The organism is Pseudomonas sp. GM79, assembly GCF_000282495.1.
Classification (GTDB): domain Bacteria; phylum Pseudomonadota; class Gammaproteobacteria; order Pseudomonadales; family Pseudomonadaceae; genus Aquipseudomonas.
In genome coordinates this window covers 88,927-112,867 of sequence record NZ_AKJE01000032.1, presented here as the reverse complement: position 1 = coordinate 112,867, position 23,941 = coordinate 88,927, and the positions used below count along the sequence as shown (strand labels likewise).

The following is a 23,941-nucleotide window of genomic DNA, read 5'->3' as shown; positions in this document are numbered from 1 at the left end:
TATGGCTGCGATCGTCGTCGATGTTTTGCATAAAAGGGAACTGCGCCATACTGCGCGCTGTTTTTTTGGGGGAGGGAGGGGGTAGATATGTATTGCATTAATAAGCGTGTGATTGCGGCATTTGGATTGCTGCTCAGCTGTTTCATCGGCGCGCAAACAGCCTCTGCGGCCATGGCTCAACCGTTGAGCCAGGTGAAGGTGCTCAAGGTCGAATCACCAGGCTGTGGCTTTGAAAACATCGCGGACGGCCAGGCGCAAACCCGTTGCGACCACAAAGGGCCAAACATCAAGGTGTATGTGCTGGAGGTCGGCTACGGCCGTGCAGCCCATGTCGCACTGGACGGTTTCGAGGTGAACGGCACCCGCACCCCTGTCTGTGCTTTTGATACCGGCAACCTGACCGAGTGCTCCGCCGGGAAAAAAACCGTCGGCTATCTGTACATCTTCAACCTGGCGGGCAAGCAGGACGGCACCTTCACGTTCAGCAACACCTCGATCAACGCCCCCGGCAACACGCTGTCGACGCAGCTTTACATCAAGTAACGGCTGGCCTCGAACAAGGGTCAGGAAAGCTGACTACGCTTTAAAGATCATCCTGTGGACCGCGCCCATGACCTTTAGAGCCCTGATTACCCTCGCCGAGGGCATCGACGATCTGCAAACCGTGACCCTGATCGATGTGCTGCGCCGCGCCAAGGTTGAAGTGGTGGTGGCCAGCATCGAGGCACGGCGTATGCTCACCTGCGCTCGCGGCACCCGCTTGACCGCTGATGCGATGTTGGTGGATTTACTGGCCCAACCCTTCGACCTGATCGTGCTGCCTGGCGGTGCCGTAGGGGCGCAGCATTTGGCGGCCCACCAACCCTTGCAACAATTGATCAAGGACCAGGCCGCCGCCGGGCGCCTGTTCGCCGGTATTGCCGAATCTCCGGCACTGGCGCTGCAAACCTTTGGCGTTTTGCGCCAGCGGCGCATGACTTGCCTGCCCACGGTCAGCAATCAACTGTCGGGTTGCAACTTCATCGATCAACCGGTGGTGGTCGATGGCAACTGCATCACTGCTCAGGGCTCGGGCGCCGCGTTGGAGTTTGCGCTGACACTGGTGGAGCAACTCTGCGGCAAAGCCACGCGGTCGACGGTGGCGGGAGAGTTGGTTGTTTAGTGAATGTCAGGCGTGGATAGCAATCGGTTCGATGAAGGGGTGCTCACGCTGCTCCGCTTGCCAGAGATCATAGTCGGTCTGAACCCCTAACCACATCCGGGCCTTACCGATTCCAGCCCGCTCCAGACGTACCGCCAGGTCCGGACTGATGGGCGCATGGCCGTGCAGCACTCGCGAAAGATGCGGGCGGGCGAATCCAAGGTGCCTGGCCAGTTCGGTGACGCTGACACCAAGCTCGGGCAATACATCCATCAAGAGTGTTTCGCCAGGGTGTGGCGGGTTGTGCATGGGCATGGTCCTGCCTCCTGTCAGTGGTAATCCAGATAGTCGACCAGTTCGATATCCGAACCAACTTCCGTATCCTGAGCTACATCAGGCCCTGACCTCTTCCACCGGCACATGCATGCGGTCGCGGTTGGCCAGGGTCGGGAACAGTTTGACCCAGACCCCGGTCACCATCAGCGTGCCGATGCCGCCCATGACCACTGCCGGCACGGTGCCGAACCAGTGGGCCGTCAGGCCTGATTCGAACTCGCCGAGCTGATTCGAAGCGCCGATGAACAAGCCATTCACCGCGCTGACCCGGCCGCGCATCTCGTCCGGGGTTTCCAGTTGCACGAATGAGGCGCGGATCACCATGCTGATCATGTCCGCTGCGCCCAATACCACCAGCACGGCGAGAGAGAACCAGAAGGAAGTCGACAGGCCGAAAGCGATGGTCGCCACGCCGAATACACCCACGGCCGTGAACATCACCCGCCCGACGTTTCGCTCTACGGCAAATCGCGCCAGAAACAGCGACATCAACAGCGCACCGACTGCAGGGGCTGAACGCAGCAGGCCCAGACCCCACGGGCCAGTCAGCAGAATATCTTTGGCGAACACCGGCAGCAACGCGGTCGCGCCACCCAGCAGGACAGCAAACAGGTCCAGGGAAATCGCCCCGAGAATATCCGGGCGACTGCGAATGAAGCGGATGCCCGCCAGTAGCGAATCCAGGGTCGCCTTGCCCTTGTTCAGCGGTGTCTGTCGGGCCGGAAGGTTGAGCATCAACGCACAGGCGATGAGGTAAAGGATCACTGTCGGGCCATACACCCAGACGCTGCCGAAGGCGTAGAGCAAACCGCCGAGGGCCGGGGCGACGATGGTGGCCGATTGTTGCGCAGACTGCGCAGCGGCAACGGCGCGGGGGAATAACGCGCTGGGCACGATGCTCGGCAGCAACGCCTGAGTCGTCGGCATTTCAAAGGAGCGGGCGGCGCCGAGCAGGAACGCGAGGATGAAGATCATCTCTCGGGTGACATGGTCGGTCGCGCTGCCGATGGCCAGTGACAGGGCGATCAGCGCTTGCAGTGACTGACAGATCGCCGCGACCTTGCGCCGGTCATAGCGGTCCGCGACATGCCCTGTGTGCAGCATGAACAACACTCGAGGGGCAAATTCCACCAGCCCCACCAGGCCCAGATCGAGCACATTGCCCGTCAGTTGATACAGATTCCAGCCAATGGCCACGGTCAACATCTGAAAACCGCTGGCGGTGAACACCCGAGCCAGCCAGAACGCGATAAACGGGCGGTGATGACGTAACAGCAGGGGCGCTTGGCTGGGCATCTGAAGGCAGGTCTGGGCGGGGGGAAGGGCGAGATTATCACCAACCTGTAACCAGAAGTTGCAGGGCTGAGAAATTTAGTTAGCTAGACACCGATCTACACAGAATACGAAATCCCTGTGGCGAGGGGGCTTGCCCCCGTTGGGCCGCGAATCGACCCCGGACCTTTACGACTGCTGCGCAGCCGAACGGGGGCAAGCCCCCTCGCCACAGTTAGTTCACCCATCTAAAAATGAATTGCAACGCATGACCAACCCCCATGAGGCAACCTGTCACGCGGCAATAGACCACACCGTCCATCGGCAAAAATGCGACTACTCTTTCAACGTTGCTTGATCCAGATCAAGACCCTTCGTGGAATTGATCCGGCGGCCAGATGGCCAGACTCCCTACGTTTGTGATGATGGTACAAAAAGAACGAATTCGAATTCGCCACACTCCATATCCGTGGGGGCAGTGGGTGTAGGCCGCAAGCCTTCAGCCGGTATTACCTGACAGAGGAAGACTTATGTTCGGTTTGGAGGCACTTGATCTCGCCCGGATTCAGTTCGCATTCACCATTTCGTTTCACATCCTGTTCCCGGCCATCACCATTGGCCTGGCGAGTTACCTGGCGGTGCTCGAAGGCCTGTGGCTGAAAACGCACAACGACACTTACCGCGATCTGTACCATTTCTGGTCGAAGATCTTTGCCGTCAACTTCGGCATGGGCGTGGTTTCCGGCTTGGTCATGGCCTATCAGTTCGGCACTAACTGGAGCCGTTTTTCGGACTTCGCCGGTTCAGTGACCGGGCCGTTGCTGACCTATGAAGTGCTCACCGCCTTCTTCCTCGAAGCCGGTTTCCTCGGCGTCATGCTGTTCGGCTGGAACAAGGTCGGGCGCAAGCTGCACTTCTTCGCTACCGTCATGGTGGCCATCGGCACCCTTATTTCTACCTTCTGGATTTTGGCCTCCAACAGCTGGATGCAGACCCCGCAAGGCTACGAGATCGTCAACGGCCAGGTCATTCCAGTGGACTGGCTGGCGATTATCTTCAACCCGTCGTTCCCCTACCGCCTGATGCACATGGCCACGGCGGCATTCGTTGCGACCGCCTTCTTCGTCGGTTCGTCGGCGGCCTGGCACTTGCTACGTGGCAAGGACAACCCGGCCATCCGCACCATGCTTTCGATGGCGATGTGGATGGCACTGATCGTGGCGCCGATTCAGGCGGTTATCGGTGACTTCCATGGCCTCAATACCCTCAAGCATCAGCCGGCGAAAATCGCTGCGATCGAAGGCCACTGGGAAAATCACGGCGACGAACCGACGCCGCTGATTCTGTTCGGCTGGCCGGACATGAAAGCCGAGAAGACCAAATTCGCGGTAGAAATTCCGTACCTCGGCAGCCTGATCCTGACCCACTCCCTGGACAAACAGGTGCCGGCGCTCAAGGAGTTCCCGCCTGAAGACCGGCCGAATTCAACCATCGTGTTCTGGTCGTTCCGGATCATGGTTGGTCTGGGCATGCTGATGATCTTCACCGGTTTGTGGAGCCTGTGGCTGCGCAAACGCGACAAGCTGTATACCTCGCGGCCGTTCTTGTACCTGGCGCTGTGGATGGGGCCGTCTGGCCTGATCGCGATCCTCGCCGGCTGGTTCACCACTGAAATCGGCCGTCAGCCATGGGTGGTTTATGGGCTGATGCGCACGGCGGATGCGTCCTCCGGGCACAGCTTCGTGCAAATGAGCATCACCTTGATCATGTTCGTTGTGGTGTATTTCGCGCTGTTCGGTGCCGGTCTTGGCTACATGATGCGCCTGGTGCGCAAAGGGCCGAAGATCGACGAAGGCAAGGAAACCAACGAAGGTGGTCCTGGCCAGAAGCGCACACCGGCCCGTCCGCTGTCTGCAGCCGATGACGATGGCACCGAAGCTGATAACAGCCCCAGCCTGACCAAGGAGATTTGAATCATGGGTATTGATCTTCCGCTGATCTGGGCCGTGATCATCATCTTCGGCATCATGATGTACGTGGTCATGGACGGCTTTGATCTTGGAATCGGCATTCTCTTCCCGTTCATCAAGGGCAAGAGTGATCGTGACGTCATGATGAACACCGTCGCGCCAGTCTGGGACGGCAACGAAACCTGGCTGGTGCTGGGGGGCGCGGCATTGTTCGGCGCTTTCCCGCTGGCCTATTCGGTGGTGCTCTCGGCGCTGTACCTGCCGCTGATTTTCATGCTGATCGGGTTGATTTTCCGCGGTGTGGCCTTCGAGTTCCGCTTCAAAGCCAAGGACGACAAGCGTCACCTCTGGGACAAAGCATTCATCGGTGGCTCGATCGCCGCAACCTTCTTCCAGGGCGTGGCATTGGGTGCGTTCATCGATGGGCTGCCGGTGGTCAACCGTCAGTTCGCCGGCGGTTCACTCGACTGGCTGACACCGTTCACGATGTTCTGCGGTGCGGCGCTGGTGGTGGCTTACGCGCTGCTCGGTTGCACCTGGCTGATCATGAAAACCGAAGGCAAGTTGCAGGAACAGATGCATGACCTGGCGCGCCCGTTGGCCTTCGTGTTGCTGGCGGTGATTGGCATTGTCAGCATCTGGACGCCATTGGCCCATGCCGAGATCGCCGCACGCTGGTTTACCCTGCCGAACCTGTTCTGGTTCCTGCCGGTGCCAATTCTGGTGCTGGTGACCCTGTACGGTCTGATTCGCGCGGTGGCCCGCAATGCGCATTACACGCCATTCCTGCTGACCCTGGTGCTGATCTTCCTCGGCTACAGCGGTCTGGGTATCAGCCTGTGGCCGAACATCGTGCCGCCGTCGATCTCGATCTGGGACGCCGCCGCACCGCCGCAAAGCCAGGGCTTCATGCTGGTGGGCACGCTGTTCATCATCCCGTTCATCCTGGGCTACACCTTCTGGAGCTACTACGTGTTCCGCGGCAAGGTCACCCACGAAGATGGTTACCACTAGCCCATACGACTACGGCGCAGAATTGATACCTGCGCCGTTGCAGAGGAGAAAACGATGATGGCTGGCAAACCTGATTTGCAGGAAATCGAAGCCGCCGAGAAAAAGCCGCTTTGGCAGCGACTCGGCTGGCTGGCGATGATCTGGGCCGGCAGCGTCGTGGCACTGTTCATTGTGGCCACGCTAATGCGGATGTTCATGAATGCCGCGGGCCTGAGTACCCACTGAACTTCCCATCCCGTTGCCTTGCGGCACGGATTTATAACCCTCCTGCGATGGAGGGTTTTTTTTGTCCGTGATTATTTACGTGCTTTGAGAATCACGAACTTGGGGGTGGCCGCGACTTGTTCGACGCCGCGGAACAACCGCGCCAGCTTGCTGTGATAACCCAGGTGACGATTGCCGACGATGTACAGCGCACCGCCCACCACCAACGATTCACGCGCCTGCTGGAACATCCGCCAGGCCAGGAAATCGCCGACCACTTGCTGTTGGTGAAACGGCGGATTGCACAGCACTACATCCAGGGATTGAGGTTCCTGCTCAGCCAAACCATCGCCGGCCCGCACGATCACGTCGCGATCGCCCAGCGCCGCGCGCCAGTTTTCAGCGGCCGATTGCACCGCCATGAACGATTCGTCCACCAGCGTGTAGTGCGCCTCAGGGTTTTGCAGGGCACTGGTAATCGCCAGCACGCCGTTGCCACACCCCAGATCGGCAACCCGTGCTGCGCCGAGGTTCTTCGGCAAGTGCGGCAAAAAGGCCCGCGTGCCAATATCCAGCCCTTCGCGGCAGAACACATTGGCGTGATTGAGCAGTTCGATCGCAGGGGCGTCGAGTCGATAGCGGGTCGGGTAGGGGGATACAGCAGGGGCTTTGGCTTCGGCTGTGGCGATCAGCAGCCGAGCCTTCTTCACGGCAAGCGAGGCTTGCACCGGGCCGATATAACGCTCCAGCAGATCTCCCGCAGCGCGTGGTAAATGCTTCACCATCGCGGCCGCAATCACTTGAGCGCCGGGAGCCAATTGCCCTTGTAGCCTGATCAGTTGCTCTTCCAGCAGGGCCAGGGTTTTCGGTACCCGGATCAATACCCGGTCGAACGGCCCGACGAATATTTCGCTGGCAGGCACCTTCGGCACTGCATCAAACGTCTGGCCATTGCGTATCAGGTTTTTTTCCAGCCCCTGAAATGCCAGAAACGAATCGCCGCTGCTGGTCACCCGAACCTTGCCCACCAGGCTGGCGGCCAGAGCACCGAAGCTGTCGTTGAGCACCAGCACGCGGGTATCGGCTGCCGGTTGTTGCTCGGCCAAATGATTGAGCAGGTATTCGTCTGCGGCATCAAACGCTTGCAACGGTTCGTTCTGCTGTTCGGGCTGGCGGATCAGATCGAGTTGAGCGAAGGGGGTTTCGAGCAGAGGCATGAGGCAAGAGGGCTCAGGGTAGTCAACGGAGGATAATCATCGAATGGCCCGCCGCTCGGGGGCTTGCAGCGGGCGAACCATCTGAGTGGACTGCGTCGTGGAATTTCACACGGCATCACTCAGGATGGACCGCAAATGGTACGTTTTTTTCGCTTGGATTACTCGCGGGGATTACCGGATTCAAACAGATTCAGATGACGCCCACTCTCGCGGCTCTGATCACTGCCGCAATTTTGTTGTTTACACCGAATTTTCGGATGGCGCCGCGTATATGGAACTGTACCGTGCTTGGGCTCAGGTTGAGGATGATCGCGACCTCGTCTGCCGTCTTGCCATCGGCTGAGTATTTCAACACCTCGATTTCCCGGGATGATAAATGCACTGTGCCTGGTTTTGAGGGCACAGGCAGTTCTTTCGCCACAAGCCCATGCAAGTGACGGCTAATGAACATCGCGTAGCCCAGATTTTTATACAGATCATGCGTCGTAATCGGACAATGGCTTCTGGCCAGGCTCAGCATGCTGCAAAGCCCGTTCTCATCATGAACGGATTGGGACCAGCCATAGCGCAACCCTTGCTGTTTTTGTGCTTGCCGCAGTGTTGGTGTCTTGCAGAAGATTTCTTCCTGCCAAAGAATCGGTAATTCGGAATGATTGCAATGGGCTAGTATCGGGTCGACTTCACTGAAGTGCTCTTGTTCATATTTTGTGTTCCATTCGGTGGGATAATTATTCAGATTGATCGTATGGCGGCGTATCCCCCTTACTTGGGATGTTATTGAAAACGCACAGAAATTAAAGCCAAGATTTTTAACGAGATTGAGAGAAATCTCGTACGCGGTCTCTATTTTCTGAGCGTAAGAAAGCTGCGTTAACTGTGATTCCTTCCACACTTTCATTGGGTAACTCCATTGCGGACTTACTGTCGGTGGTGCTGATTGGATCCGATATCCGGCACGCCACGATTGTAGGAGAATTCTTACATATGTGGTGGATTTTTTTGTTCTTAAAAAAAAATTGCAACTGTATAAACCAGTTCTTAGCCTGCTAACGAAGCAACAGTCGTCAACTGCATATCATATTTGTGTTTCTACTGTTTGGTGAGGTAAGGCAAAAGCCATTACAAATCACCGGTGTTTATGCCCTCTGCTTTGCGGGACACTGGCGTTATCTGTTGAATGGAGCGACCCATGACTGCCAGTGCAGAGAAATTCACACGTCAGACACTGCTCGACGTCCAACCGTTGACTCCAAACCTGTTTACCCTGCGAACCACCCGGGATTCGGGCTTTCGTTTTCGCGCAGGGCAATTCGCCCGGCTGGGCGTGACCAAGGCCGACGGCAGTACAGTGTGGCGGGCTTATTCCATGGTCTCATCCCCCTATGACGAGTTCCTGGAGTTCTTCTCCATTGTTGTGCCGGGAGGGGAGTTCACCAGTGAACTGAGCCGGCTGGAAGTCGGCGATACGCTGCTCGTCGACCGGCAGGCCTTTGGTTATCTGACGCTGGATCGCTTCGTCGATGGCCGTGACCTCTGGTTGTTATCCACAGGCACCGGGTTGGCGCCGTTTCTGTCGATCCTGCAGGACTTCGAGGTGTGGGAGAAATTCGAACGAATCCTCCTGGTCTACAGCGTGCGCGAAGCACGGGAGCTGGCGTATCAGGAGCTGATTGCAGGGCTGGCCCAGCGCGATTATCTGGCTGAGTACGCGCACAAGCTGCAGTTCATTGCCACCGTCACCCGCGAGCAGCATCCTGGGGCCCTGAATGGACGGATCACGACACTCATGGAAAGTGGCGAGCTAGAGCGAGCGGCCGGTGTAGCGCTGACAGCCGAGCATTCGCGGGTGATGCTCTGCGGTAATCCGCAGATGATCGATGACACGCGCAAGTTGCTCAAACAACGGGACATGCACCTGAGCCTCAGTCGACGACCCGGCCAGGTGGCAGTGGAAAACTACTGGTAAACAAACGGCGCCCAAAGGCGCCGTTTCTTGGGCAATCAGTCATCAGGGCTGATTGTTCTGAGCCTTGAGCAGATCGCGAATCTCTTCCAGCAGCTCTTCTTCCTTGGTCGGAACCGGCGGCAGGGTTGGCGCCACGGCCTCTTCGCGTTTCAGACGGTTGATGGCCTTGACGCCCATGAAGATTGCGAAGGCGACGATGATAAAATCGATCAAGCTCTGGATGAACTTACCGTAGGCCAGCATCACCGCCGGGACATCACCGTTGGCAGCCTTGAGCGTAATGGCCAGGTCACTGAAGTCGACCCCACCGATCAGCAAACCTATGGGTGGCATCACCACGTCGCCGACAAACGACGAAACGATTTTGCCGAAGGCGGCGCCGATGATGATACCCACGGCCATGTCGACCACATTACCTTTGACCGCGAAGGCCTTGAACTCACTTATCACGCCCATAGGTTATTTCCTTGTTACAGATGAGGTTGGTGAGCGCAGTGTAAATCAGCAAAACGGCTCCTGCTCGAAACGCCGCCTCACAATGCTCGCTCTTATCGACACATCTTCCGGCAATTAGTTTACAAAGTGCCACCATTCGCGCGCGACTAACCGCTCTAGACCGGGTATTCCAGAACCTTTTCGCTATCGGTTCGGTGCGGGATTTCTATTTATGTTTTGGCCTTTGGGTCACTAGCCTCTGTGGGGCGCACCTGGATGCGCCTTATAAAATCAGAGGAAACTTCCATGACAACTCCCCTTGGCCTCGGGGCTTTTCCCTTCCCTCGTACCCTTGGCGTTCTGACCGCCAGCCTGCTGTCCTTCTCCGTCAATGCCGCGACCTTGACCCGCGATAACGGTGCCGCCGTCGGCGACAACCAGAACTCGCAAACCGCTGGCGCGACCGGGCCGGTGCTGCTGCAAGACGTGCAACTGATCCAGAAACTCCAGCGTTTTGACCGTGAACGCATTCCCGAACGCGTGGTGCATGCCCGTGGCACTGGCGCCCATGGCACGTTCACCGTAACCGACGACCTCAGTGACCTGACCAAGGCCAAGGTATTCGCCGGCGGCCAGAGCACGCCGGTATTTGTGCGTTTCTCCGCTGTGGTCCATGGCAACCATTCGCCGGAAACCTTGCGTGATCCGCGGGGGTTCGCCACCAAGTTCTACACCGCAGATGGCAACTGGGACCTGGTCGGCAACAATTTTCCGACCTTCTTCATCCGTGACGCGATCAAGTTTCCAGACATGGTTCATGCCTTCAAGCCGGATCCGCGTACCAACCTTGACGACGATTCCCGTCGTTTCGACTTTTTCTCCCATGTTCCAGAAGCCACTCGTACCCTGACCGAGCTGTATTCCAACTCCGGTACGCCGGCCAGTTATCGGGAGATGGACGGTAACGGTGTACATGCCTACAAGTTAGTGAACGCCAAAGGCGATGTGCACTATGTAAAATTCCACTGGAAAAGTTTGCAGGGGTTAAAGAATCTCGACCCTAAAGAAGTGACAGGTGTTCAAGGTCAAGACTACAGTCATATGACTAACGACTTGGTCGCCAATATTAACAAGGGCAACTTTCCTAAATGGGACTTGTACATCCAGGTTCTAAATCCGCAAGACTTGTCCAAGTTTGATTTCGATCCATTGGACGCGACCAAGATCTGGCCCGGTGTGCCGGAACGAAAAGTTGGACAAATGGTGTTGAACCGTAATCCGGCGAATGTTTTCCAGGAAACTGAACAAGTGGCCATGGCCCCGGCCAATTTAGTTCCTGGTATCGAACCTTCGGAAGATCGCTTATTGCAAGGGCGAGTGTTCTCGTATGCCGATACTCAACTGTATCGTCTGGGGGCCAACGCTCTGCAGTTGCCGATCAATGCACCCAAAGTCGCCGTGAACAACGGTAATCAGGATGGCGCAATGAACATCGGCGCCAGCAGCACCGGCGTAAATTACCAGCCAAGTCGCCTGCTGTCTCGTGAAGAGCCGCCAACCGCGCGTTACAGCCAGTCGGTTCTGTCGGGCAGCACGCAACAGGTGAAGATTCAGCGCGAACAGAACTTCAAGCAGGCCGGCGATCTGTATCGCTCGTTCAACCAGAAGGAACGTCAGGACCTGATCGACAGCTTCGGTGGCTCACTGGCCACTACCGATGACGAGAGCAAGCACATCATCCTGTCCTTCCTGTACAAGGCCGACCCGGAATACGGGACCGGGGTGGCCAAAGTAGCCAAGGGTGATCTGGCTCGGGTCAAGGCGCTGGCGGCCAAACTGGTCGACTGATCCATCTGCCTGAAGCGGGGCCTCATGCGAGGTCCCGTCTGATCAAGGAGCGTTGCCATGCGTTTTTATCTGTCGGTGTTTCTGGTGTGCGTGTCGTTCGGTGTGCTCGCCGGGCCCGAGACGCAAGTCTCGAAGAGCCCCGAGGCGCTGAAAGCCCAATTACAGGATTACTATTTCGATGCCGCTCGACGGGGCGATCTGCCCATGCTGGATACTTTCATCGAAGCCGGCTATTCCCTCGATACCCGCGACAGCAAAGGGTACACCGCACTGATTCTGGCCGCGTATCACGGCCAGAATGCTGCGGTGGGACGTTTGCTCGCTGCCGGGGCGGACGCCTGCGCCCAGGATCAACGCGGTAACACGGCGTTGATGGGCGCGATTTTCAAAGGCGAAGTGCAGATCGCTCGAACCCTGCTGGCTGCCAATTGCAACCCCGACCAACGCAACGGCGCGGGACAGACTGCCGCGATGTATGCCGGCTTGTTCAAGCGCGTCGAGTTGCTGGACGCCCTCAAGGCCAAAGGGGCGGACATGAACGCCGAAGATCCGCTGGGCAACAGCGCCGCGCGTCTGGCCAGCGGTGAAATCCGTACGGCGGCGCCGCGCTGATCCGCGTGAGCTGAGCTATCATCGCGGTTTTTGCCGGGAGTTCAGATGGCCAAGGCCAAGCGCATGTACGGCTGCACCGAGTGTGGCTCAACCTTCCCCAAGTGGGCCGGCCAGTGCGGCGAATGCGGGGCCTGGAACACGCTGACCGAAACCATGGTCGAGAGTGGTGGCGCCGCAGCCCCCAGCGGGCGCACCGGTTGGACCGGCCAGCAGGCGCAGATCAAAACCCTGGCCGAAGTCAGCGTCGAAGAGATTCCGCGTTTCTCCACGGCGTCCAGCGAGCTGGATCGCGTTTTGGGCGGCGGCCTGGTGGATGGCTCGGTGGTGTTGATCGGTGGTGATCCGGGTATCGGCAAGTCGACCATTTTGTTGCAAACCTTGTGCAACCTCGCCAAGAGCATGCCGGCACTGTATGTCACCGGCGAAGAGTCCCAGCAACAAGTGGCCATGCGCGCCAGGCGGCTGGGCTTGCCTCAGGATCAACTGCGGGTGATGACCGAAACCTGCATCGAAACCATCATCGCCACGGCCCGGCAGGAAAAGCCCAAGGTGATGGTGATCGACTCGATCCAGACGATTTTCACCGAGCAACTGCAATCGGCGCCGGGGGGCGTTTCCCAGGTGCGCGAAAGTGCGGCGTTGCTGGTGCGTTACGCCAAACAAAGCGGCACGGCGATTTTCCTCGTGGGCCATGTCACCAAAGAAGGCGCGCTGGCCGGTCCCCGAGTGCTGGAGCACATGGTCGACACCGTTCTGTATTTCGAAGGCGAATCCGATGGGCGCTTGCGTCTGCTGCGGGCGGTGAAAAACCGTTTCGGCGCGGTCAACGAATTGGGCGTGTTCGGCATGACCGACAAAGGCCTGAAGGAAGTCTCCAACCCCTCGGCGATTTTTCTGACCCGGGCCCAGGAAGAAGTCCCGGGTAGCGTGGTCATGGCAACGTGGGAAGGCACCCGGCCGATGCTGGTGGAAGTCCAGGCGTTGGTGGACGACAGCCATATGGCCAACCCCCGCCGGGTGACGCTCGGTCTGGATCAGAATCGCTTGGCCATGTTGTTGGCGGTTTTGCACCGCCACGGCGGCATCCCGACTCACGACCAGGACGTGTTCCTCAACGTGGTCGGCGGGGTGAAGGTGCTGGAAACAGCATCTGACTTGGCCCTGATGGCAGCGGTCATGTCCAGTTTGCGCAACCGGCCGCTGCCCCATGATCTGCTGGTGTTCGGCGAAGTCGGGTTGTCGGGTGAAGTGCGCCCGGTGCCGAGTGGTCAGGAACGCTTGAAAGAGGCGGCCAAGCACGGCTTCAAGCGCGCCATCGTGCCCAAGGGCAACGCGCCGAAAGAGGCGCCGCCGGGATTGCAGGTTATTGCCGTGACGCGCCTGGAGCAGGCCCTCGACGCGTTGTTCGAATAGCTGCCGAGTCGAACACAATCCCTGTGGGAGCGGGCTTGCTCGCGAAGAGGCCATCACAGCCAACCTCAATGTTGGCTGTTACACCGCCTTCGCGAGCAAGCCCGCTCCCACATTGGATCAGCGTCGGGCCGTCAAACTTCGATCAGAGCGCCCAGCTCACGCTCAAGCTCTTGCGGATCGCCCAGGTTGAACTCAATCAACCGCCGCAGTCGTTCAATCGATTCCAGGCTGATGTGTTTGCAGACAAACCCGAGTTGACCATGGTCATCGTGGGTCAGCAGCACATCCATCTTGATCTCTACGTCTTCATTAAGATGAATATCAACCAGGAAATGCCAGTCTGGATTACCCAGCCACGGCTCGGGCTTCTCGATAAGCAGCCCCTTGAGCGACAGGTCGATCAGCTTCACTGGCCAGATGAATTCCCCTTGGCTCAGCTCGGTTCGGGCATCGAACGCAATACGTTTGAAGCGACGGCGATCAGCAGGGTGGTCACTCATGGCGCAATCCTCTGAATGTCCGCTGACTATAGACCCGCATTGTCAAAGCCTGCCAGCAAAGACAGGCTCTGGATCAATGTCGGGGTATGGCCTTTGCCGTCAGTAGCGCTAAACTCCGGATGGCTGTCTTTCTTGTCCACTCTGGCTGGAATCATAAAATGAAAAATAATAATAGCCTGCTACGCCACTTACCCTGGCTGCTGCTGGCAATCCTGGGAGCGTGCGCCCTGGGCGTAGTGGCATTGCGCCGAGGCGAGGCGATCAACGCCTTGTGGATTGTGGTCGCCGCCGTGGCCATTTATCTGGTCGCGTACCGCTACTACAGCCTGTTCATCGCTAACAATGTGATGCAACTCGATCCGCGTCGGGCTACACCTGCCGTGCTCAACAATGACGGTCTGGACTATGTGCCGACCAACAAACACATCCTTTTCGGTCACCACTTTGCAGCCATCGCTGGCGCAGGGCCGCTGGTCGGTCCGGTCTTGGCGGCGCAGATGGGCTACCTGCCCGGTACGCTGTGGCTGATTGCCGGCGTGGTGCTGGCGGGTGCGGTTCAGGACTTCATGGTCTTGTTCATGTCCACCCGCCGCAACGGCCGTTCCCTGGGCGACATGGTCCGTGAAGAAATGGGCCGCATCCCCGGGACCATCGCGCTGTTTGGCTGCTTCCTGATCATGATCATCATCCTCGCGGTGCTGGCGCTGATCGTGGTCAAGGCCCTGGCCGAAAGCCCATGGGGCATGTTCACGGTGATGGCGACCATCCCGATCGCGATGTTCATGGGCATTTACATGCGCTACATCCGCCCGGGTCGCATCGGTGAAATCTCGGTGATCGGCGTGGCGTTGCTGCTGGGTTCGATCTGGCTGGGCGGGCAGATTGCCGCTGACCCGGTGTGGGCCAAAGCCTTTACCTTCACCGGAATCCAGATCACATGGATGCTGATTGGCTACGGTTTCGTCGCCGCAGTACTACCGGTGTGGCTGATTCTGGCGCCGCGTGACTACCTGTCGACCTTCCTCAAAATCGGCACCATCGTCGCGTTGGCGATCGGCATCCTGATCACCATGCCCGACCTGAAAATGCCGGCATTGACCCAGTTCATCGACGGCACTGGGCCGGTGTGGAAGGGTGGTTTGTTCCCGTTCCTGTTCATCACCATCGCCTGTGGCGCGGTGTCGGGTTTCCATTCGCTGATTGCTTCCGGCACCACGCCGAAGCTGCTCGCCAGTGAAGGCCATGCCCGTTACATCGGTTACGGCGGCATGCTGATGGAGTCCTTCGTAGCGATCATGGCCATGGTGGCCGCTTCGGTGATCGAGCCAGGCGTGTACTTCGCCATGAACAGCCCGGCGGCCCTTGTCGGCGCGGATGCTGTTTCAGTGGCGCAGACGGTCAGCAGTTGGGGTTTTGCAATTACCCCGGAAGCGCTGCAAGCAGTGGCCAAGGACATCGGTGAAACCACCATCCTGGCCCGGGCCGGTGGTGCGCCGACCCTGGCGGTCGGTATCGCGCAGATCCTGCACCAACTTCTGCCAGGTGAAAACACCATGGCGTTCTGGTACCACTTCGCGATCCTGTTCGAAGCGTTGTTCATCCTGACGGCGGTGGATGCCGGCACCCGTGCCGGGCGTTTCATGCTGCAGGATTTGCTCGGCTCCTTCGTGCCAGCGCTCAAGCGCACCGAATCCTGGACCGCCAACCTGATCGCAACCGCCGGTTGCGTGGCGATGTGGGGTTACCTGCTGTATCAAGGCGTGATCGACCCACTGGGCGGGATCAACACCTTGTGGCCACTGTTCGGCATCTCCAACCAGATGCTGGCGGGTATCGCGCTGATGCTGGCAACCGTGGTGCTGATCAAAATGAAACGCCAACGCTACGTCTGGGTCACCATGCTGCCAGCGGTGTGGCTGCTGATCTGCACCACCACCGCAGGCTTCATCAAGCTGTTCGACGCCAACCCGGCAATCGGCTTCCTGGCGCTGGCGAAAAAGTACAGCGACGCCTTGGCCAACGGCCAGGTCCTCGCGCCGGCCAAAAGCATCGAGCAGATGCAGCACGTCATCTACAACGCCTACACCAACGCAACGCTGACCGCGCTGTTTTTGCTCGTGGTGTTCAGCATCCTGTTCTTTGCACTTAAGGTCGGTATAGCCGCCTGGGGCACCAAAGAACGTACGGATAAAGAAGCGCCGTTCCAGGCTTTGCCGGATGCTTGATGGAGGAGGGTGCCCATGTTCAATGACCTGAGTCGCCTCGGTAAATACCTCGGTCAGGCTGCACGCCTGATGGTCGGCATGCCCGACTACGACACTTACGTCGAGCATATGCAAACCAAACACCCGGACAAACCGCTGATGAGTTACGAAGTGTTCTTTCGGGAACGTCAGGAGGCTCGTTACGGCAGCAAGGCGGGACCGAAGTGCTGTTGATGCGAAACATTTAAGCGGTATTTTGCTTTAGGAGCCCGGCCTGCCGGCGATAGCGACCTTCGAGACGCTACCGTTGGCAAGCCGGGCTTTTTTTTGTTGTTGTACTTTCTGATATTGGCCGAATTCCTCCTTGAAGCGGGCGAAACACTCCATGACCTTTTGCTTGTTTTCAAGCAAATAGCCCTCTTTGAAGTACACCGTAGCGATCAATTCCAGCCTGATGACTGGGGTGTTATCCGGCAATTCAAAGGCTAGGTCAGGAGCCTTCTCGTTTAATCTTTCCGGTCTGACGCGCACCTTCAAAAACAAGCCTGCCTCCTGCGGGCAGGCTTTGAAGCTAGATGTCCGACGGTGATGTATTCAATGGGATGATGCGCTCATTTCAGGCGTAAAACCTTGAACCCATGGGTATCTGGCCGAACATCAACACTACCTGCTTCCTCTGGTTGCCCTTTTTCCGCGAAATAGTCATAAACCAGGAACTTTCCTGGGACCTCGTTCCCGATATTTGGAATGACCAACCGCATTTGCTCTTGTCCAAGATAAAGCCAGCGGGGCAGGGACTTCTCTGCAAAATCGATTCGTTCGATCGAATGACTGACGGGGTTTTTGCGTAAAACAACACCCTTCAAATACGGCGAGCCGTAGTTGAGCGCAAATATAAAGCCGGAGGAAATGCACTTTGCCAGGACCACCTGCCCGACAAAGTCGGTATCAGGCATGTCCGTAAATGCAGTTTGTGTTTTCTGATCGAGCTCAAGAAACAAGCGCTGACCCTCTGCAGTTGACTCGGCCAGTAAAGACACCCGTGTTCCATCAGACAAAGGGCAGCCGAGAATTGACTTGGGCGGCTCTGCATAGGCAGTCCCTATAAACAGGACAGTGATTAAATACAACCACGGTTTTTTCACTTTATATTGTCCCTGAGCACCTGCATTGAATCGGGACTGGCCGCGAGTTTCGCGGCACAGGCACTTATTTTTTTATAATAAACTCCGTTGGAAAGGCCTCGGTACTTTTTGTAGGCCTCTTCAATTGAGCTGGATACATCGATCCAATATTGCATGTACTCCGTGCCAAGTTGAATATTTTTGGCTTCGTCAAAAATGCTGGCGCTAGCGTGGAATTCCTTGCCTTCGGCAAATACCGCTTTGGTTTGCTCGTCGCTCGGCGTACGGCCAAGCTGTTTCTTTTTTCGATATTTGTAGACCTGTTGCACCGCTTGCATCTGCATTTGCATCAGGCCTCGAGCATTGTGCCCAGCCCCGGCATTAGCATCGAAACGTGACTCCATATAAATCTGGCAAATGATAGTGTTTGTATCAATCGAAGACTTGTTGTTGGCTTCAACCAGTTTCCTGATTTCCTTCAAACGCTTACTGTCATCTACCATGACTGAAGCCGGTTTTTTATCGGTTACCGGAGTCAACGCTTTTTGACTTGTGGCCAAAGGTTTCAATTTAGGCATATCAAGCGTCCCATCCTGGATTGATAGGGGGGATGTCGTCATAAACCTCAATCACAGCCATTTCCGCTTCTGCACTTTTTATTTTTCCAGTTCTTCCTTCATCATTGGTACGTCCCGCCAGGCTCTTGCCCGAAGAGGTTTTGATGACATAAGGAAAATTTTTCAACGGTAAACCCGTGTTTTGATCAGTAATCAAGAAATCCAAGTCATGGTCTGTTTTCTCGAGAACTGTTTTTCGTTCTAAAAGTTGACCGGCGCTCGCGATTGCAGCTGCTAACGGGATCAATGGACCTAATGCCTGGGTACCTGAACCCGCTCCCGGGCCACCCCCGGAATTCACCTTCACCTCCGCCCCGCTAATCGTCACCCCACCCGCATCAATCTTCACAAAGCACCCGCCAGCCTTGGCCGTCAGCTCCATGCCACCCTCAACCACCACCTTTTCCCCGGCGTGGTAATGAATCTCCGTCCCGGCCTCGACAAACTGCGCCGTTCCCACTTTCACATGCCGGGTCACGCCTACAGTCAGGTGATCATCCGCCCGCGCTTCGGTCTTGCGGTCCAGATGGGTGAGGCGGTGCTCTTCCACCTTGAACTCGCTGAACGCGTTGGCTTCGACCGTGTCATGCCGTTCGTTGCCGATGCGGATTTTCTGGTCGTGCTCGGTGTTTTCATCCCAGTCGCGCTGGGCGTGCAGGTAGATCTGTTCCGCGCCTTTCTTGTCTTCGATGCGAAACTCGTTGTAGCCCTTGCCGCCCGGTGAACTGAGGGTCTTGAAAGTGCTGCGGGTTTTGTTCGCCGGCAGATCGTAGGGGACGACGTTTTCCTTGTGGTACAGGCAGCCGGTGATCAGCGGTTGGTCGGGGTCACCTTCGAGGAAGGTCACGAGCACTTCCATGCCGACTCGCGGGATGGCGATGCCGCCATAGGCGTTGCCGGCCCAGCCGGTGGCGACGCGCAGCCAGCAGCTGCTGGTGTCGTTGCCCTGGCCGTCGCGGTCCCAATGGAATTGCACTTTGACGCGGCCGTATTCATCGCAGTGGATTTCTTCGCCCGCCGGGCCGGTGACGATGGCGGTCTGGCTGCCCAGCACTTTGGGTTTCGGGTGTTCCAGGGCGGGGCGGTAATGCGCGTCCCACGGCGTGGCGAGGAAGCGGTTGCGGTAGCCCTGGTGGAAGTCGTCCTTGTTATGGGTGACGTCGCTGGTGATGTTCTCGCCGAGTACTTGCGGCTGCTTGCCTTCGTGGACGATTTCCAGCAGCAGCCAGAGGTCGTTCCACTCGGCACGCGGGTGTTCGCTGAGGGCCATGAAGTGGCCGCTGACCAGGGTCGGTTCGTCGCCTTTGCCTTCGGCCAGTTGGTAGTCGCTGCGATGGCGTTCGAGGGCACGGGTCGCCAGTTGTTTGCCCCGTGCGCGGTCGGTGAAACGGCCGGGGTAGTCGTAGTCTTCCAGGTCCGGGGCGAACGCGCTTTTGGCCGCGCCCTCAGGCAGCAGGCGCGGTTTTTCGAAATCGTAGTCGCGGCGGCTGACGCGGGTGGTGCGGGTTTCCAGGCGCAGGTTGAAGCGCTTGATCACCGGTTTTTTGGCAGCCATGCCGGAGTCTTGCTGGTAGCTCACCGGCGCGAGTTTGCGGAACACCGTCTGGTCATCGCCGAACACCAGTTTGTGGCCGCTGGTCGAGTGCTGGAAGTGGAAGTGAATGCCTTCCTCTTCGCACAGGCGCTGGATGAAGTGCAGGTCGGATTCGTCGTACTGCACGCAGTACACGCGCTCGGGGTAGATGGCGCCGAGCTGGAAGCTGTAGGCGTCGGCCAGAATGCCGCGGGCCTCGAGGACTTGGGCGATGATCTTCGGCACGCTGAGCTGCTGGAAGATCTGCTGGTCATGGTTATGGCGCAGATAAGCGAGTTGCGGCACCAGGCTGATGCTGTAGCGGGTCAGGCTCTTGCCGGAATCGCCTTGCTCGATGCGGTACACCAGGCCATGGATTTTGCCCTGGCCGGTGGCGCCGAAGGTCAGGCAACCGGACTTGTGCAGCAGCTCTTCGAGTTTCAGGTCGGGGCGGGCGCTCACCAGTTCGATGTCGAAACAGAACGGCTGGTTGAGGGCTTCGCGGCCGACGAAGCTGAGCACCTGAAGGTCAACGGAAACACCTTCAAGGGTGAGGGAAATATGGGTTGCGTTCGCGTCCAGCATGCCTTGAATTCCGTCCTTTGAAAAAGCAGGCGCGGATGGTGCAGCATTAAAGTGCCATGTTCAAGGTTGAAATGCCGTAGGCCCGGGGCCTGACGGGTATCGGGCTTTCCCCTATAGCCGAGGTTTTGCGCAATGAATACAGGCATTTTTTGAGGCGATTGGGGCCGTCACACCAAATAAAAGAAGGCCCCACAGGGTGGAGCCTTCCTTTATTACTCAGCCAGCAAATTCAAAGCGATTGCAAGGATATGGTCGCGCTCTGAGAATCTTGCGGGCTGTCAGCATCCATCCACACCCATTGCGTACCGTCGCCTTGCAGATTATTGGTGATGCTCTGAATCTGCGAGTAAACGATCTTGACGTTCCCAGCCGCACTGGCAGTAGGCCCAATGTTGGTCACCTGATTGGCAAGGAGGCCGTTTGAAGTCTCATTGACAACAAAGACGGTCGCTTGCGCCTCACGGAACTGGCAGGAGAGGAACTGTGAAATGGTGCTGGTGATTGTCAGGTTCATCCACTTCGATGGGGGTACCGCATAGTAACGGGCATACTTGTTGAACGGATGCTGCTCACCATCGGCTTGCAGCGGATAATTGCTCAGTCCCGATGTATTGGTCGGCATACTGACACTTCCCAACCAGATTTCGACCTGGGATTTACCGGCGTTGCTAGGCAGTGAAACCGAAACGGTTTGAGTATCGGTGCCCGAAACAAAACCCAACGATGCCAGGCCTGCATTGGCCGTGGTGCCAGGAACTGTGATCGGTACGGGTGGCTGGCTATTGCTCCAGTTCACGGAGACAGTCGAATTGGTATCATTTTGAGCGGAGTTGTAGATAAAGATGCCATAAAGCTGGCCGGGGCTAAGCGCGGTACAGGTGGCTGTATCTCCTGCGGTGAGCGTAATGCGTTGTCCGCCGTTCCAGTTTATTTGGGCAGCTGAGATAGCGACACTTTCCATGTTGGAGTTCCTTTTCCTGTTGTGGGGTATAAGGATGGCCGCACAGCAATTTCCTTACCTGCGCTGTGCGTGGAAAGGATATTAGTTGAAGGCATGTAGCGGTCAAGTAACGGGCTGGTTATTTTTATTGAGCGCACATTGTCTTCAGTGGCCGCTGGATTGTTTTGTTGGTGATTATCTATTTATTAATATAATTCAATAAGATAAGAATCAGCTATGTATCCGGCGATGGTGCTGCTTGGAGAAATAGGAGTTTGAGGAGTTGATTTTTGGAATAGCTAAAATCAGGAAGCGCTATAACTGGGTACATAATTTTAAATTCTATAAAACTGTCAATATCCGCTCGTCTTTTATTTGGATTGAAGACTCGGTACATATTTACAATCGAAATAAAAATATATCAAAACAATATTTAATCTCTACCGGCAGGTCCTGAAATCAGCACCTGCGGTAGTGAGAAGGCATGAGGTCCGGATTTCAGCTCAACTGCCGCCGATACGGCAAATCCGGTCCGGTCTTGCTGCAGGTCAACGCTGCGGCGCTCACCGCAAACCTGAGCATCGCGTCAATTTGCTCACGGCTCAGCTGTTGCAACCCTTCAACCGAATCCAGCTGCTGCTCGGTCAGCCAGGTAATCAGCGCCGCCTGGAAGGTATCGCCGGCTCCCACGGTGTCGGCAATCTTCACCGAACTGGCCGGCACCGACCATGAACCGTGGGCACGGCTGAACACCGTTGCGCCTTCGCCGCCTCGGGTGAGGAACACCAACTGGCAGCGATGCTCCAGCCAGCCTTCGATGACGCGCTGAGGATCCTGCTCGGGGTACAACAGGCTCAAGTCTTCATCGCTGACCTTGATCAGATCCGCCAGCTCCACCAGCGTGGCAATCCGCGAACGCCACAACTCGATGTTCGGCTCGGGATTGAGGCGCACGTTCGGGTCGAGGCTGATCAGGCGTTTGCCGCTTTCTCGTTGTACCAATGCCAGCAAGGTATCGGCAATCGGTTGCACCACCAGCGAAAACGAGCCGACGTGCAAACCGCGCACTTCAGACCCTAGCTCTGGCAGATGCGCCAGGCTCAACTGCCGATCGGCGCAGCCTTCGCCACGAAAGCTGTAGTGGGGCGAGCCATTGGCACCGACCGCGACCATCGCCAAGGTGGTCGGTGCGGCAAAGTCCACGAGGTAATCCGGGCGCACACCTTCATCCTGCAGCACTTGCTGCAAACGTCGGCCGAGGTAATCGGTCGATAGGCCGCCAAACAGCGCGGCGTCCACGCCCAAGCGGCGCAAACCTACGGCCACATTGAACGGCGAGCCGCCGGCAATTGCCTTGAAATTCACTTTGGATGCCAAGCCGCTGGCATCGTCTTCGCTGAAGAAATCGAACAGCGCTTCGCCACATACCAGATACATAGTTTCTCGCTCTTTAGAGGGTTGCGACATGCTGTCGATAGCGTTCATAGGCCTGCTGACAGGCCGCCACATTTTCTGCAATCGGTAAGGTTTCACTGGCCAGATCGAGCTTTACGCAACGCTCGCACAAGGCCGCCAGGCTGTCTTCGTGACCGTTTGCCCAGGACTTGCACCACGCCGCCTGAATCGCTGCGCCGAGGGCCGCGGCTTCACTTTGCTCGGTGCAAATCACCGGCGTATTCATGATGTCAGCGACGATCTGTCGCCACACCGGGCTCTTCGAGCCGCCGCCGATCAGGCAGATGCGCAGGCTTTGTAAGCCATTCTGGCGCAGCAGGTCCAGCCCGTAACGCAAACCGAAGGTAGTGCCTTCTACCACGGCGCGGCACAGGTTGGCCCGGGTCAGGTTGGTCATGGTCAGCCCCAGCAGACTGCCGCTGGCATGGGGCAGGGCAGGGACGCGTTCGCCATTGAGGAACGGCAGCATGCACACGCCGTCGGCACCGATCGGCGCTTGCGCGACCAAGGCGTTGAACGCCTCGATATCCAATTCGAACAACTCGCGAATCGCGCCGGTCGCGTTGGTCTGGTTCATCGTGCAGATCAGCGGCAGCCAGCCGCCGCTGGAGGAGCAGAACGTCGCGACCGAGGCGTCCGGGCTGACGTTCGCTTGCTCGGCATAGGCGTAGACCGTGCCCGAGGAACCAAGGCTCATGGTGATCGCGCCGGGCTTTATATTGCCGGTGCCGATGGCGCCCATCATGTTGTCGCCGCCGCCGCTGGAGACCAGTGCGTGAGGGTTGATGCCCAGATGTTCGGCGATACTCGGCAGGATTGTGCCGACCGGTTGATGGGCGTCGATCAGCTCCGGGAGCGCGGCTTGCAGGCGCCCGGTGGGGTCGATGTCGCGCAGCAGTTGCAAGTCCCATTGGCGGGTGCGCACGTTGAAATACCCGGTACCCGAGGCATCACCGTACTCGCTGCAACTGCGGCCGGTGAGCCAATAGTTGAGGTAGTCATGGGGCAGCAAAATGCGGGCGATCCGGGCGAACACTTGCGGATGTTGTTCTTTGGTCCAGAGCAGTTTGGACACGGTGTAGCCCGGCGCGATGACGACGCCGAGGCGTTCCAGGGAGCCTTTTTCGCCGCCCAGATGGGCGAGCAAGCGGTCGTTTTCCAGCGTGGACTCGGTGTCGCACCAGAGCTTGGCCGGGCGCAGCGCCTGGCCGCGATCGTCGAGCAGCACCAAGCCATGTTGCTGGCCGGAAACGCCGATGCTGACGATGGTCTGACCGTCTACATTTGCGGCGAGCAACGCGCGACGAGTGGCCTGGGTGAAGGCTTCCAGCCATTGGGCAGTGTCTTGCTCACGACGACCATTGGCGCCGCTGATGAGGCTGTGGGCCGCGGCGCCCTGACCGAGGACCTGGCCGCTTTGCGCGTCGAGGATCACGGCTTTGGTGCCTTGGGTGCCGCAGTCGATACCGAGGAATAGTTGTTGGTTTTCCATGGAGGATCCTTGGTGTGTCAGGT

Annotated in this window: 24 protein-coding genes; 11 read left to right on the top strand and 13 right to left on the bottom strand. The window is 57.7% G+C overall.

Annotation, left to right across the window (positions count from 1 at the left end; genetic code table 11):
• Nucleotides 1-87: 87 nt before the first annotated feature.
• Entirely contained in the window at nucleotides 88-543 is a 456-nt protein-coding gene (locus PMI36_RS20440) for a DUF4879 domain-containing protein (RefSeq protein WP_008070010.1), read from the top strand.
• 67 nt (nucleotides 544-610) lie between these two features.
• Nucleotides 611-1,162 carry a DJ-1 family glyoxalase III gene (locus PMI36_RS20445; protein ID WP_008070008.1) on the top strand — a complete coding sequence of 184 codons (552 nt, stop codon included), beginning with the start codon at nucleotides 611-613 and terminating at the stop codon, nucleotides 1,160-1,162.
• A gap of 6 nt (nucleotides 1,163-1,168) precedes the next feature.
• Here PMI36_RS20445 and PMI36_RS20450 read toward each other — a convergent pair whose 3' ends face one another.
• Together PMI36_RS20450 and PMI36_RS20455 are read right to left on the bottom strand one after the other, a co-directional pair.
• Entirely contained in the window at nucleotides 1,169-1,456 is a 288-nt protein-coding gene (locus tag PMI36_RS20450) for a HigA family addiction module antitoxin (protein ID WP_008070006.1), read from the bottom strand.
• 78 nt (nucleotides 1,457-1,534) lie between these two features.
• Nucleotides 1,535-2,773, bottom strand: coding sequence for an MFS transporter (locus PMI36_RS20455; RefSeq protein WP_008070004.1), 1,239 nt, complete (start codon nucleotides 2,771-2,773; stop codon nucleotides 1,535-1,537).
• A 506-nt stretch (nucleotides 2,774-3,279) separates the two neighbouring features.
• On the opposite strand from PMI36_RS20455, the gene PMI36_RS20460 reads away from it, so the two are divergent.
• The 3 genes from PMI36_RS20460 to PMI36_RS30400 are packed head-to-tail and all read left to right on the top strand — an operon-like array spanning nucleotide 3,280 to nucleotide 5,958.
• Nucleotides 3,280-4,722, top strand: a complete 1,443-nt coding sequence (locus PMI36_RS20460) for a cytochrome ubiquinol oxidase subunit I (RefSeq protein WP_007895285.1) — start codon at nucleotides 3,280-3,282, stop codon at nucleotides 4,720-4,722.
• Nucleotides 4,723-4,725: 3 nt separating this feature from the next.
• Entirely contained in the window at nucleotides 4,726-5,733 is a 1,008-nt protein-coding gene (cydB, locus tag PMI36_RS20465; protein ID WP_007895284.1) for a cytochrome d ubiquinol oxidase subunit II, read from the top strand.
• A 57-nt stretch (nucleotides 5,734-5,790) separates the two neighbouring features.
• Nucleotides 5,791-5,958, top strand: coding sequence for a DUF2474 domain-containing protein (locus PMI36_RS30400; protein WP_162830918.1), 168 nt, complete (start codon nucleotides 5,791-5,793; stop codon nucleotides 5,956-5,958).
• Nucleotides 5,959-6,029: 71 nt separating this feature from the next.
• Here the strand turns inward: PMI36_RS30400 and PMI36_RS20470 are convergent, their stop codons facing one another.
• Entirely contained in the window at nucleotides 6,030-7,154 is a 1,125-nt protein-coding gene (locus PMI36_RS20470; RefSeq protein WP_008069997.1) for a methyltransferase, read from the bottom strand.
• A gap of 190 nt (nucleotides 7,155-7,344) precedes the next feature.
• On the bottom strand, nucleotides 7,345-8,052 hold the full coding sequence (locus PMI36_RS20475; protein WP_008069989.1) for an autoinducer binding domain-containing protein: 708 nt from the start codon (nucleotides 8,050-8,052) through the stop codon (nucleotides 7,345-7,347).
• 291 nt (nucleotides 8,053-8,343) lie between these two features.
• On the opposite strand from PMI36_RS20475, the gene PMI36_RS20480 reads away from it, so the two are divergent.
• Nucleotides 8,344-9,120 (top strand): ferredoxin--NADP reductase, encoded by a 777-nt coding sequence (locus PMI36_RS20480; protein WP_008069986.1) that lies wholly within the window; start codon nucleotides 8,344-8,346, stop codon nucleotides 9,118-9,120.
• Between the two features lie 42 nt (nucleotides 9,121-9,162).
• Here PMI36_RS20480 and mscL read toward each other — a convergent pair whose 3' ends face one another.
• Nucleotides 9,163-9,576, bottom strand: coding sequence for a large-conductance mechanosensitive channel protein MscL (mscL, locus tag PMI36_RS20485; RefSeq protein WP_007895273.1), 414 nt, complete (start codon nucleotides 9,574-9,576; stop codon nucleotides 9,163-9,165).
• Between the two features lie 285 nt (nucleotides 9,577-9,861).
• On the opposite strand from mscL, the gene katB reads away from it, so the two are divergent.
• From katB to radA, 3 genes are read left to right on the top strand one after another with little or no spacing between them, the layout of a single operon-like run.
• Entirely contained in the window at nucleotides 9,862-11,403 is a 1,542-nt protein-coding gene (gene katB, locus PMI36_RS20490) for a catalase KatB (RefSeq protein ID WP_008069984.1), read from the top strand.
• 57 nt (nucleotides 11,404-11,460) lie between these two features.
• Complete coding sequence (locus PMI36_RS20495; RefSeq protein ID WP_008069982.1) at nucleotides 11,461-12,015, top strand: ankyrin repeat domain-containing protein; 555 nt, start codon at nucleotides 11,461-11,463, stop codon at nucleotides 12,013-12,015.
• A gap of 45 nt (nucleotides 12,016-12,060) precedes the next feature.
• Nucleotides 12,061-13,428, top strand: coding sequence for a DNA repair protein RadA (radA, locus tag PMI36_RS20500; protein ID WP_008069981.1), 1,368 nt, complete (start codon nucleotides 12,061-12,063; stop codon nucleotides 13,426-13,428).
• 131 nt (nucleotides 13,429-13,559) lie between these two features.
• Here radA and PMI36_RS20505 read toward each other — a convergent pair whose 3' ends face one another.
• Nucleotides 13,560-13,928, bottom strand: a complete 369-nt coding sequence (locus PMI36_RS20505) for a PilZ domain-containing protein (protein WP_008069980.1) — start codon at nucleotides 13,926-13,928, stop codon at nucleotides 13,560-13,562.
• Nucleotides 13,929-14,086: 158 nt separating this feature from the next.
• On the opposite strand from PMI36_RS20505, the gene PMI36_RS20510 reads away from it, so the two are divergent.
• Both PMI36_RS20510 and PMI36_RS20515 read left to right on the top strand, forming a co-directional pair.
• Complete coding sequence (locus PMI36_RS20510; RefSeq protein ID WP_008069979.1) at nucleotides 14,087-16,153, top strand: carbon starvation CstA family protein; 2,067 nt, start codon at nucleotides 14,087-14,089, stop codon at nucleotides 16,151-16,153.
• Nucleotides 16,154-16,168: 15 nt separating this feature from the next.
• Nucleotides 16,169-16,366, top strand: coding sequence for a YbdD/YjiX family protein (locus tag PMI36_RS20515; RefSeq protein ID WP_008069978.1), 198 nt, complete (start codon nucleotides 16,169-16,171; stop codon nucleotides 16,364-16,366).
• Between the two features lie 27 nt (nucleotides 16,367-16,393).
• Here PMI36_RS20515 and PMI36_RS20520 read toward each other — a convergent pair whose 3' ends face one another.
• The 7 genes from PMI36_RS20520 to xylB all read right to left on the bottom strand — a co-directional run bounded on the left by PMI36_RS20520 (nucleotide 16,394) and on the right by xylB (nucleotide 23,918).
• Nucleotides 16,394-16,675 carry a hypothetical protein gene (locus tag PMI36_RS20520; protein ID WP_008069969.1) on the bottom strand — a complete coding sequence of 94 codons (282 nt, stop codon included), beginning with the start codon at nucleotides 16,673-16,675 and terminating at the stop codon, nucleotides 16,394-16,396.
• Nucleotides 16,676-16,743: 68 nt separating this feature from the next.
• Nucleotides 16,744-17,277, bottom strand: a complete 534-nt coding sequence (locus PMI36_RS20525) for a hypothetical protein (protein WP_008069968.1) — start codon at nucleotides 17,275-17,277, stop codon at nucleotides 16,744-16,746.
• On the bottom strand, nucleotides 17,274-17,834 hold the full coding sequence (locus tag PMI36_RS20530; RefSeq protein ID WP_008069967.1) for a transglycosylase SLT domain-containing protein: 561 nt from the start codon (nucleotides 17,832-17,834) through the stop codon (nucleotides 17,274-17,276). The genes PMI36_RS20525 and PMI36_RS20530 overlap by 4 nt, the downstream gene beginning before the upstream one ends.
• Before the next feature lies 1 nt (nucleotide 17,835).
• Nucleotides 17,836-20,031, bottom strand: coding sequence for a type VI secretion system Vgr family protein (locus tag PMI36_RS20535; protein ID WP_008069966.1), 2,196 nt, complete (start codon nucleotides 20,029-20,031; stop codon nucleotides 17,836-17,838).
• A gap of 229 nt (nucleotides 20,032-20,260) precedes the next feature.
• Nucleotides 20,261-20,992: a hypothetical protein gene (locus tag PMI36_RS20540; protein WP_008069964.1), complete on the bottom strand. Its 732-nt coding sequence runs from the start codon at nucleotides 20,990-20,992 to the stop codon at nucleotides 20,261-20,263.
• A gap of 477 nt (nucleotides 20,993-21,469) precedes the next feature.
• The gene (locus PMI36_RS20545) at nucleotides 21,470-22,408 is read right to left on the bottom strand and encodes a carbohydrate kinase family protein (protein WP_008069963.1); all 939 of its coding nucleotides are present in this window, start codon (nucleotides 22,406-22,408) and stop codon (nucleotides 21,470-21,472) included.
• A 13-nt stretch (nucleotides 22,409-22,421) separates the two neighbouring features.
• Nucleotides 22,422-23,918, bottom strand: coding sequence for a xylulokinase (gene xylB / locus PMI36_RS20550; protein ID WP_032830235.1), 1,497 nt, complete (start codon nucleotides 23,916-23,918; stop codon nucleotides 22,422-22,424).
• Nucleotides 23,919-23,941 lie beyond the last annotated feature (23 nt).

Excerpts from the sequence above, each read along its gene's own strand:
- PMI36_RS20445 (WP_008070008.1), top strand. The coding sequence starts at position 611 with ATGACCTTTAGAGCCCTGATTACCCTCGCCGAGGGCATCGACGATCTG.
- katB (WP_008069984.1), top strand. The coding sequence starts at position 9,862 with ATGACAACTCCCCTTGGCCTCGGGGCTTTTCCCTTCCCTCGTACCCTT.
- mscL (WP_007895273.1), bottom strand. The coding sequence starts at position 9,576 with ATGGGCGTGATAAGTGAGTTCAAGGCCTTCGCGGTCAAAGGTAATGTG.
- PMI36_RS20530 (WP_008069967.1), bottom strand. The coding sequence starts at position 17,834 with ATGCCTAAATTGAAACCTTTGGCCACAAGTCAAAAAGCGTTGACTCCG.
- PMI36_RS20510 (WP_008069979.1), top strand. The coding sequence starts at position 14,087 with ATGAAAAATAATAATAGCCTGCTACGCCACTTACCCTGGCTGCTGCTG.
- cydB (WP_007895284.1), top strand. The coding sequence starts at position 4,726 with ATGGGTATTGATCTTCCGCTGATCTGGGCCGTGATCATCATCTTCGGC.
- PMI36_RS20545 (WP_008069963.1), bottom strand. The coding sequence starts at position 22,408 with ATGTATCTGGTATGTGGCGAAGCGCTGTTCGATTTCTTCAGCGAAGAC.
- PMI36_RS20460 (WP_007895285.1), top strand. The coding sequence starts at position 3,280 with ATGTTCGGTTTGGAGGCACTTGATCTCGCCCGGATTCAGTTCGCATTC.
- PMI36_RS20470 (WP_008069997.1), bottom strand. The coding sequence starts at position 7,154 with ATGCCTCTGCTCGAAACCCCCTTCGCTCAACTCGATCTGATCCGCCAG.
- PMI36_RS20480 (WP_008069986.1), top strand. The coding sequence starts at position 8,344 with ATGACTGCCAGTGCAGAGAAATTCACACGTCAGACACTGCTCGACGTC.
- PMI36_RS20455 (WP_008070004.1), bottom strand. The coding sequence starts at position 2,773 with ATGCCCAGCCAAGCGCCCCTGCTGTTACGTCATCACCGCCCGTTTATC.
- PMI36_RS20540 (WP_008069964.1), bottom strand. The coding sequence starts at position 20,992 with ATGGAAAGTGTCGCTATCTCAGCTGCCCAAATAAACTGGAACGGCGGA.
- radA (WP_008069981.1), top strand. The coding sequence starts at position 12,061 with ATGGCCAAGGCCAAGCGCATGTACGGCTGCACCGAGTGTGGCTCAACC.
- PMI36_RS20495 (WP_008069982.1), top strand. The coding sequence starts at position 11,461 with ATGCGTTTTTATCTGTCGGTGTTTCTGGTGTGCGTGTCGTTCGGTGTG.
- PMI36_RS20515 (WP_008069978.1), top strand. The coding sequence starts at position 16,169 with ATGTTCAATGACCTGAGTCGCCTCGGTAAATACCTCGGTCAGGCTGCA.
- xylB (WP_032830235.1), bottom strand. The coding sequence starts at position 23,918 with ATGGAAAACCAACAACTATTCCTCGGTATCGACTGCGGCACCCAAGGC.
- PMI36_RS20450 (WP_008070006.1), bottom strand. The coding sequence starts at position 1,456 with ATGCCCATGCACAACCCGCCACACCCTGGCGAAACACTCTTGATGGAT.
- PMI36_RS30400 (WP_162830918.1), top strand. The coding sequence starts at position 5,791 with ATGGCTGGCAAACCTGATTTGCAGGAAATCGAAGCCGCCGAGAAAAAG.
- PMI36_RS20535 (WP_008069966.1), bottom strand. The coding sequence starts at position 20,031 with ATGCTGGACGCGAACGCAACCCATATTTCCCTCACCCTTGAAGGTGTT.
- PMI36_RS20440 (WP_008070010.1), top strand. The coding sequence starts at position 88 with ATGTATTGCATTAATAAGCGTGTGATTGCGGCATTTGGATTGCTGCTC.
- PMI36_RS20475 (WP_008069989.1), bottom strand. The coding sequence starts at position 8,052 with ATGAAAGTGTGGAAGGAATCACAGTTAACGCAGCTTTCTTACGCTCAG.
- PMI36_RS20505 (WP_008069980.1), bottom strand. The coding sequence starts at position 13,928 with ATGAGTGACCACCCTGCTGATCGCCGTCGCTTCAAACGTATTGCGTTC.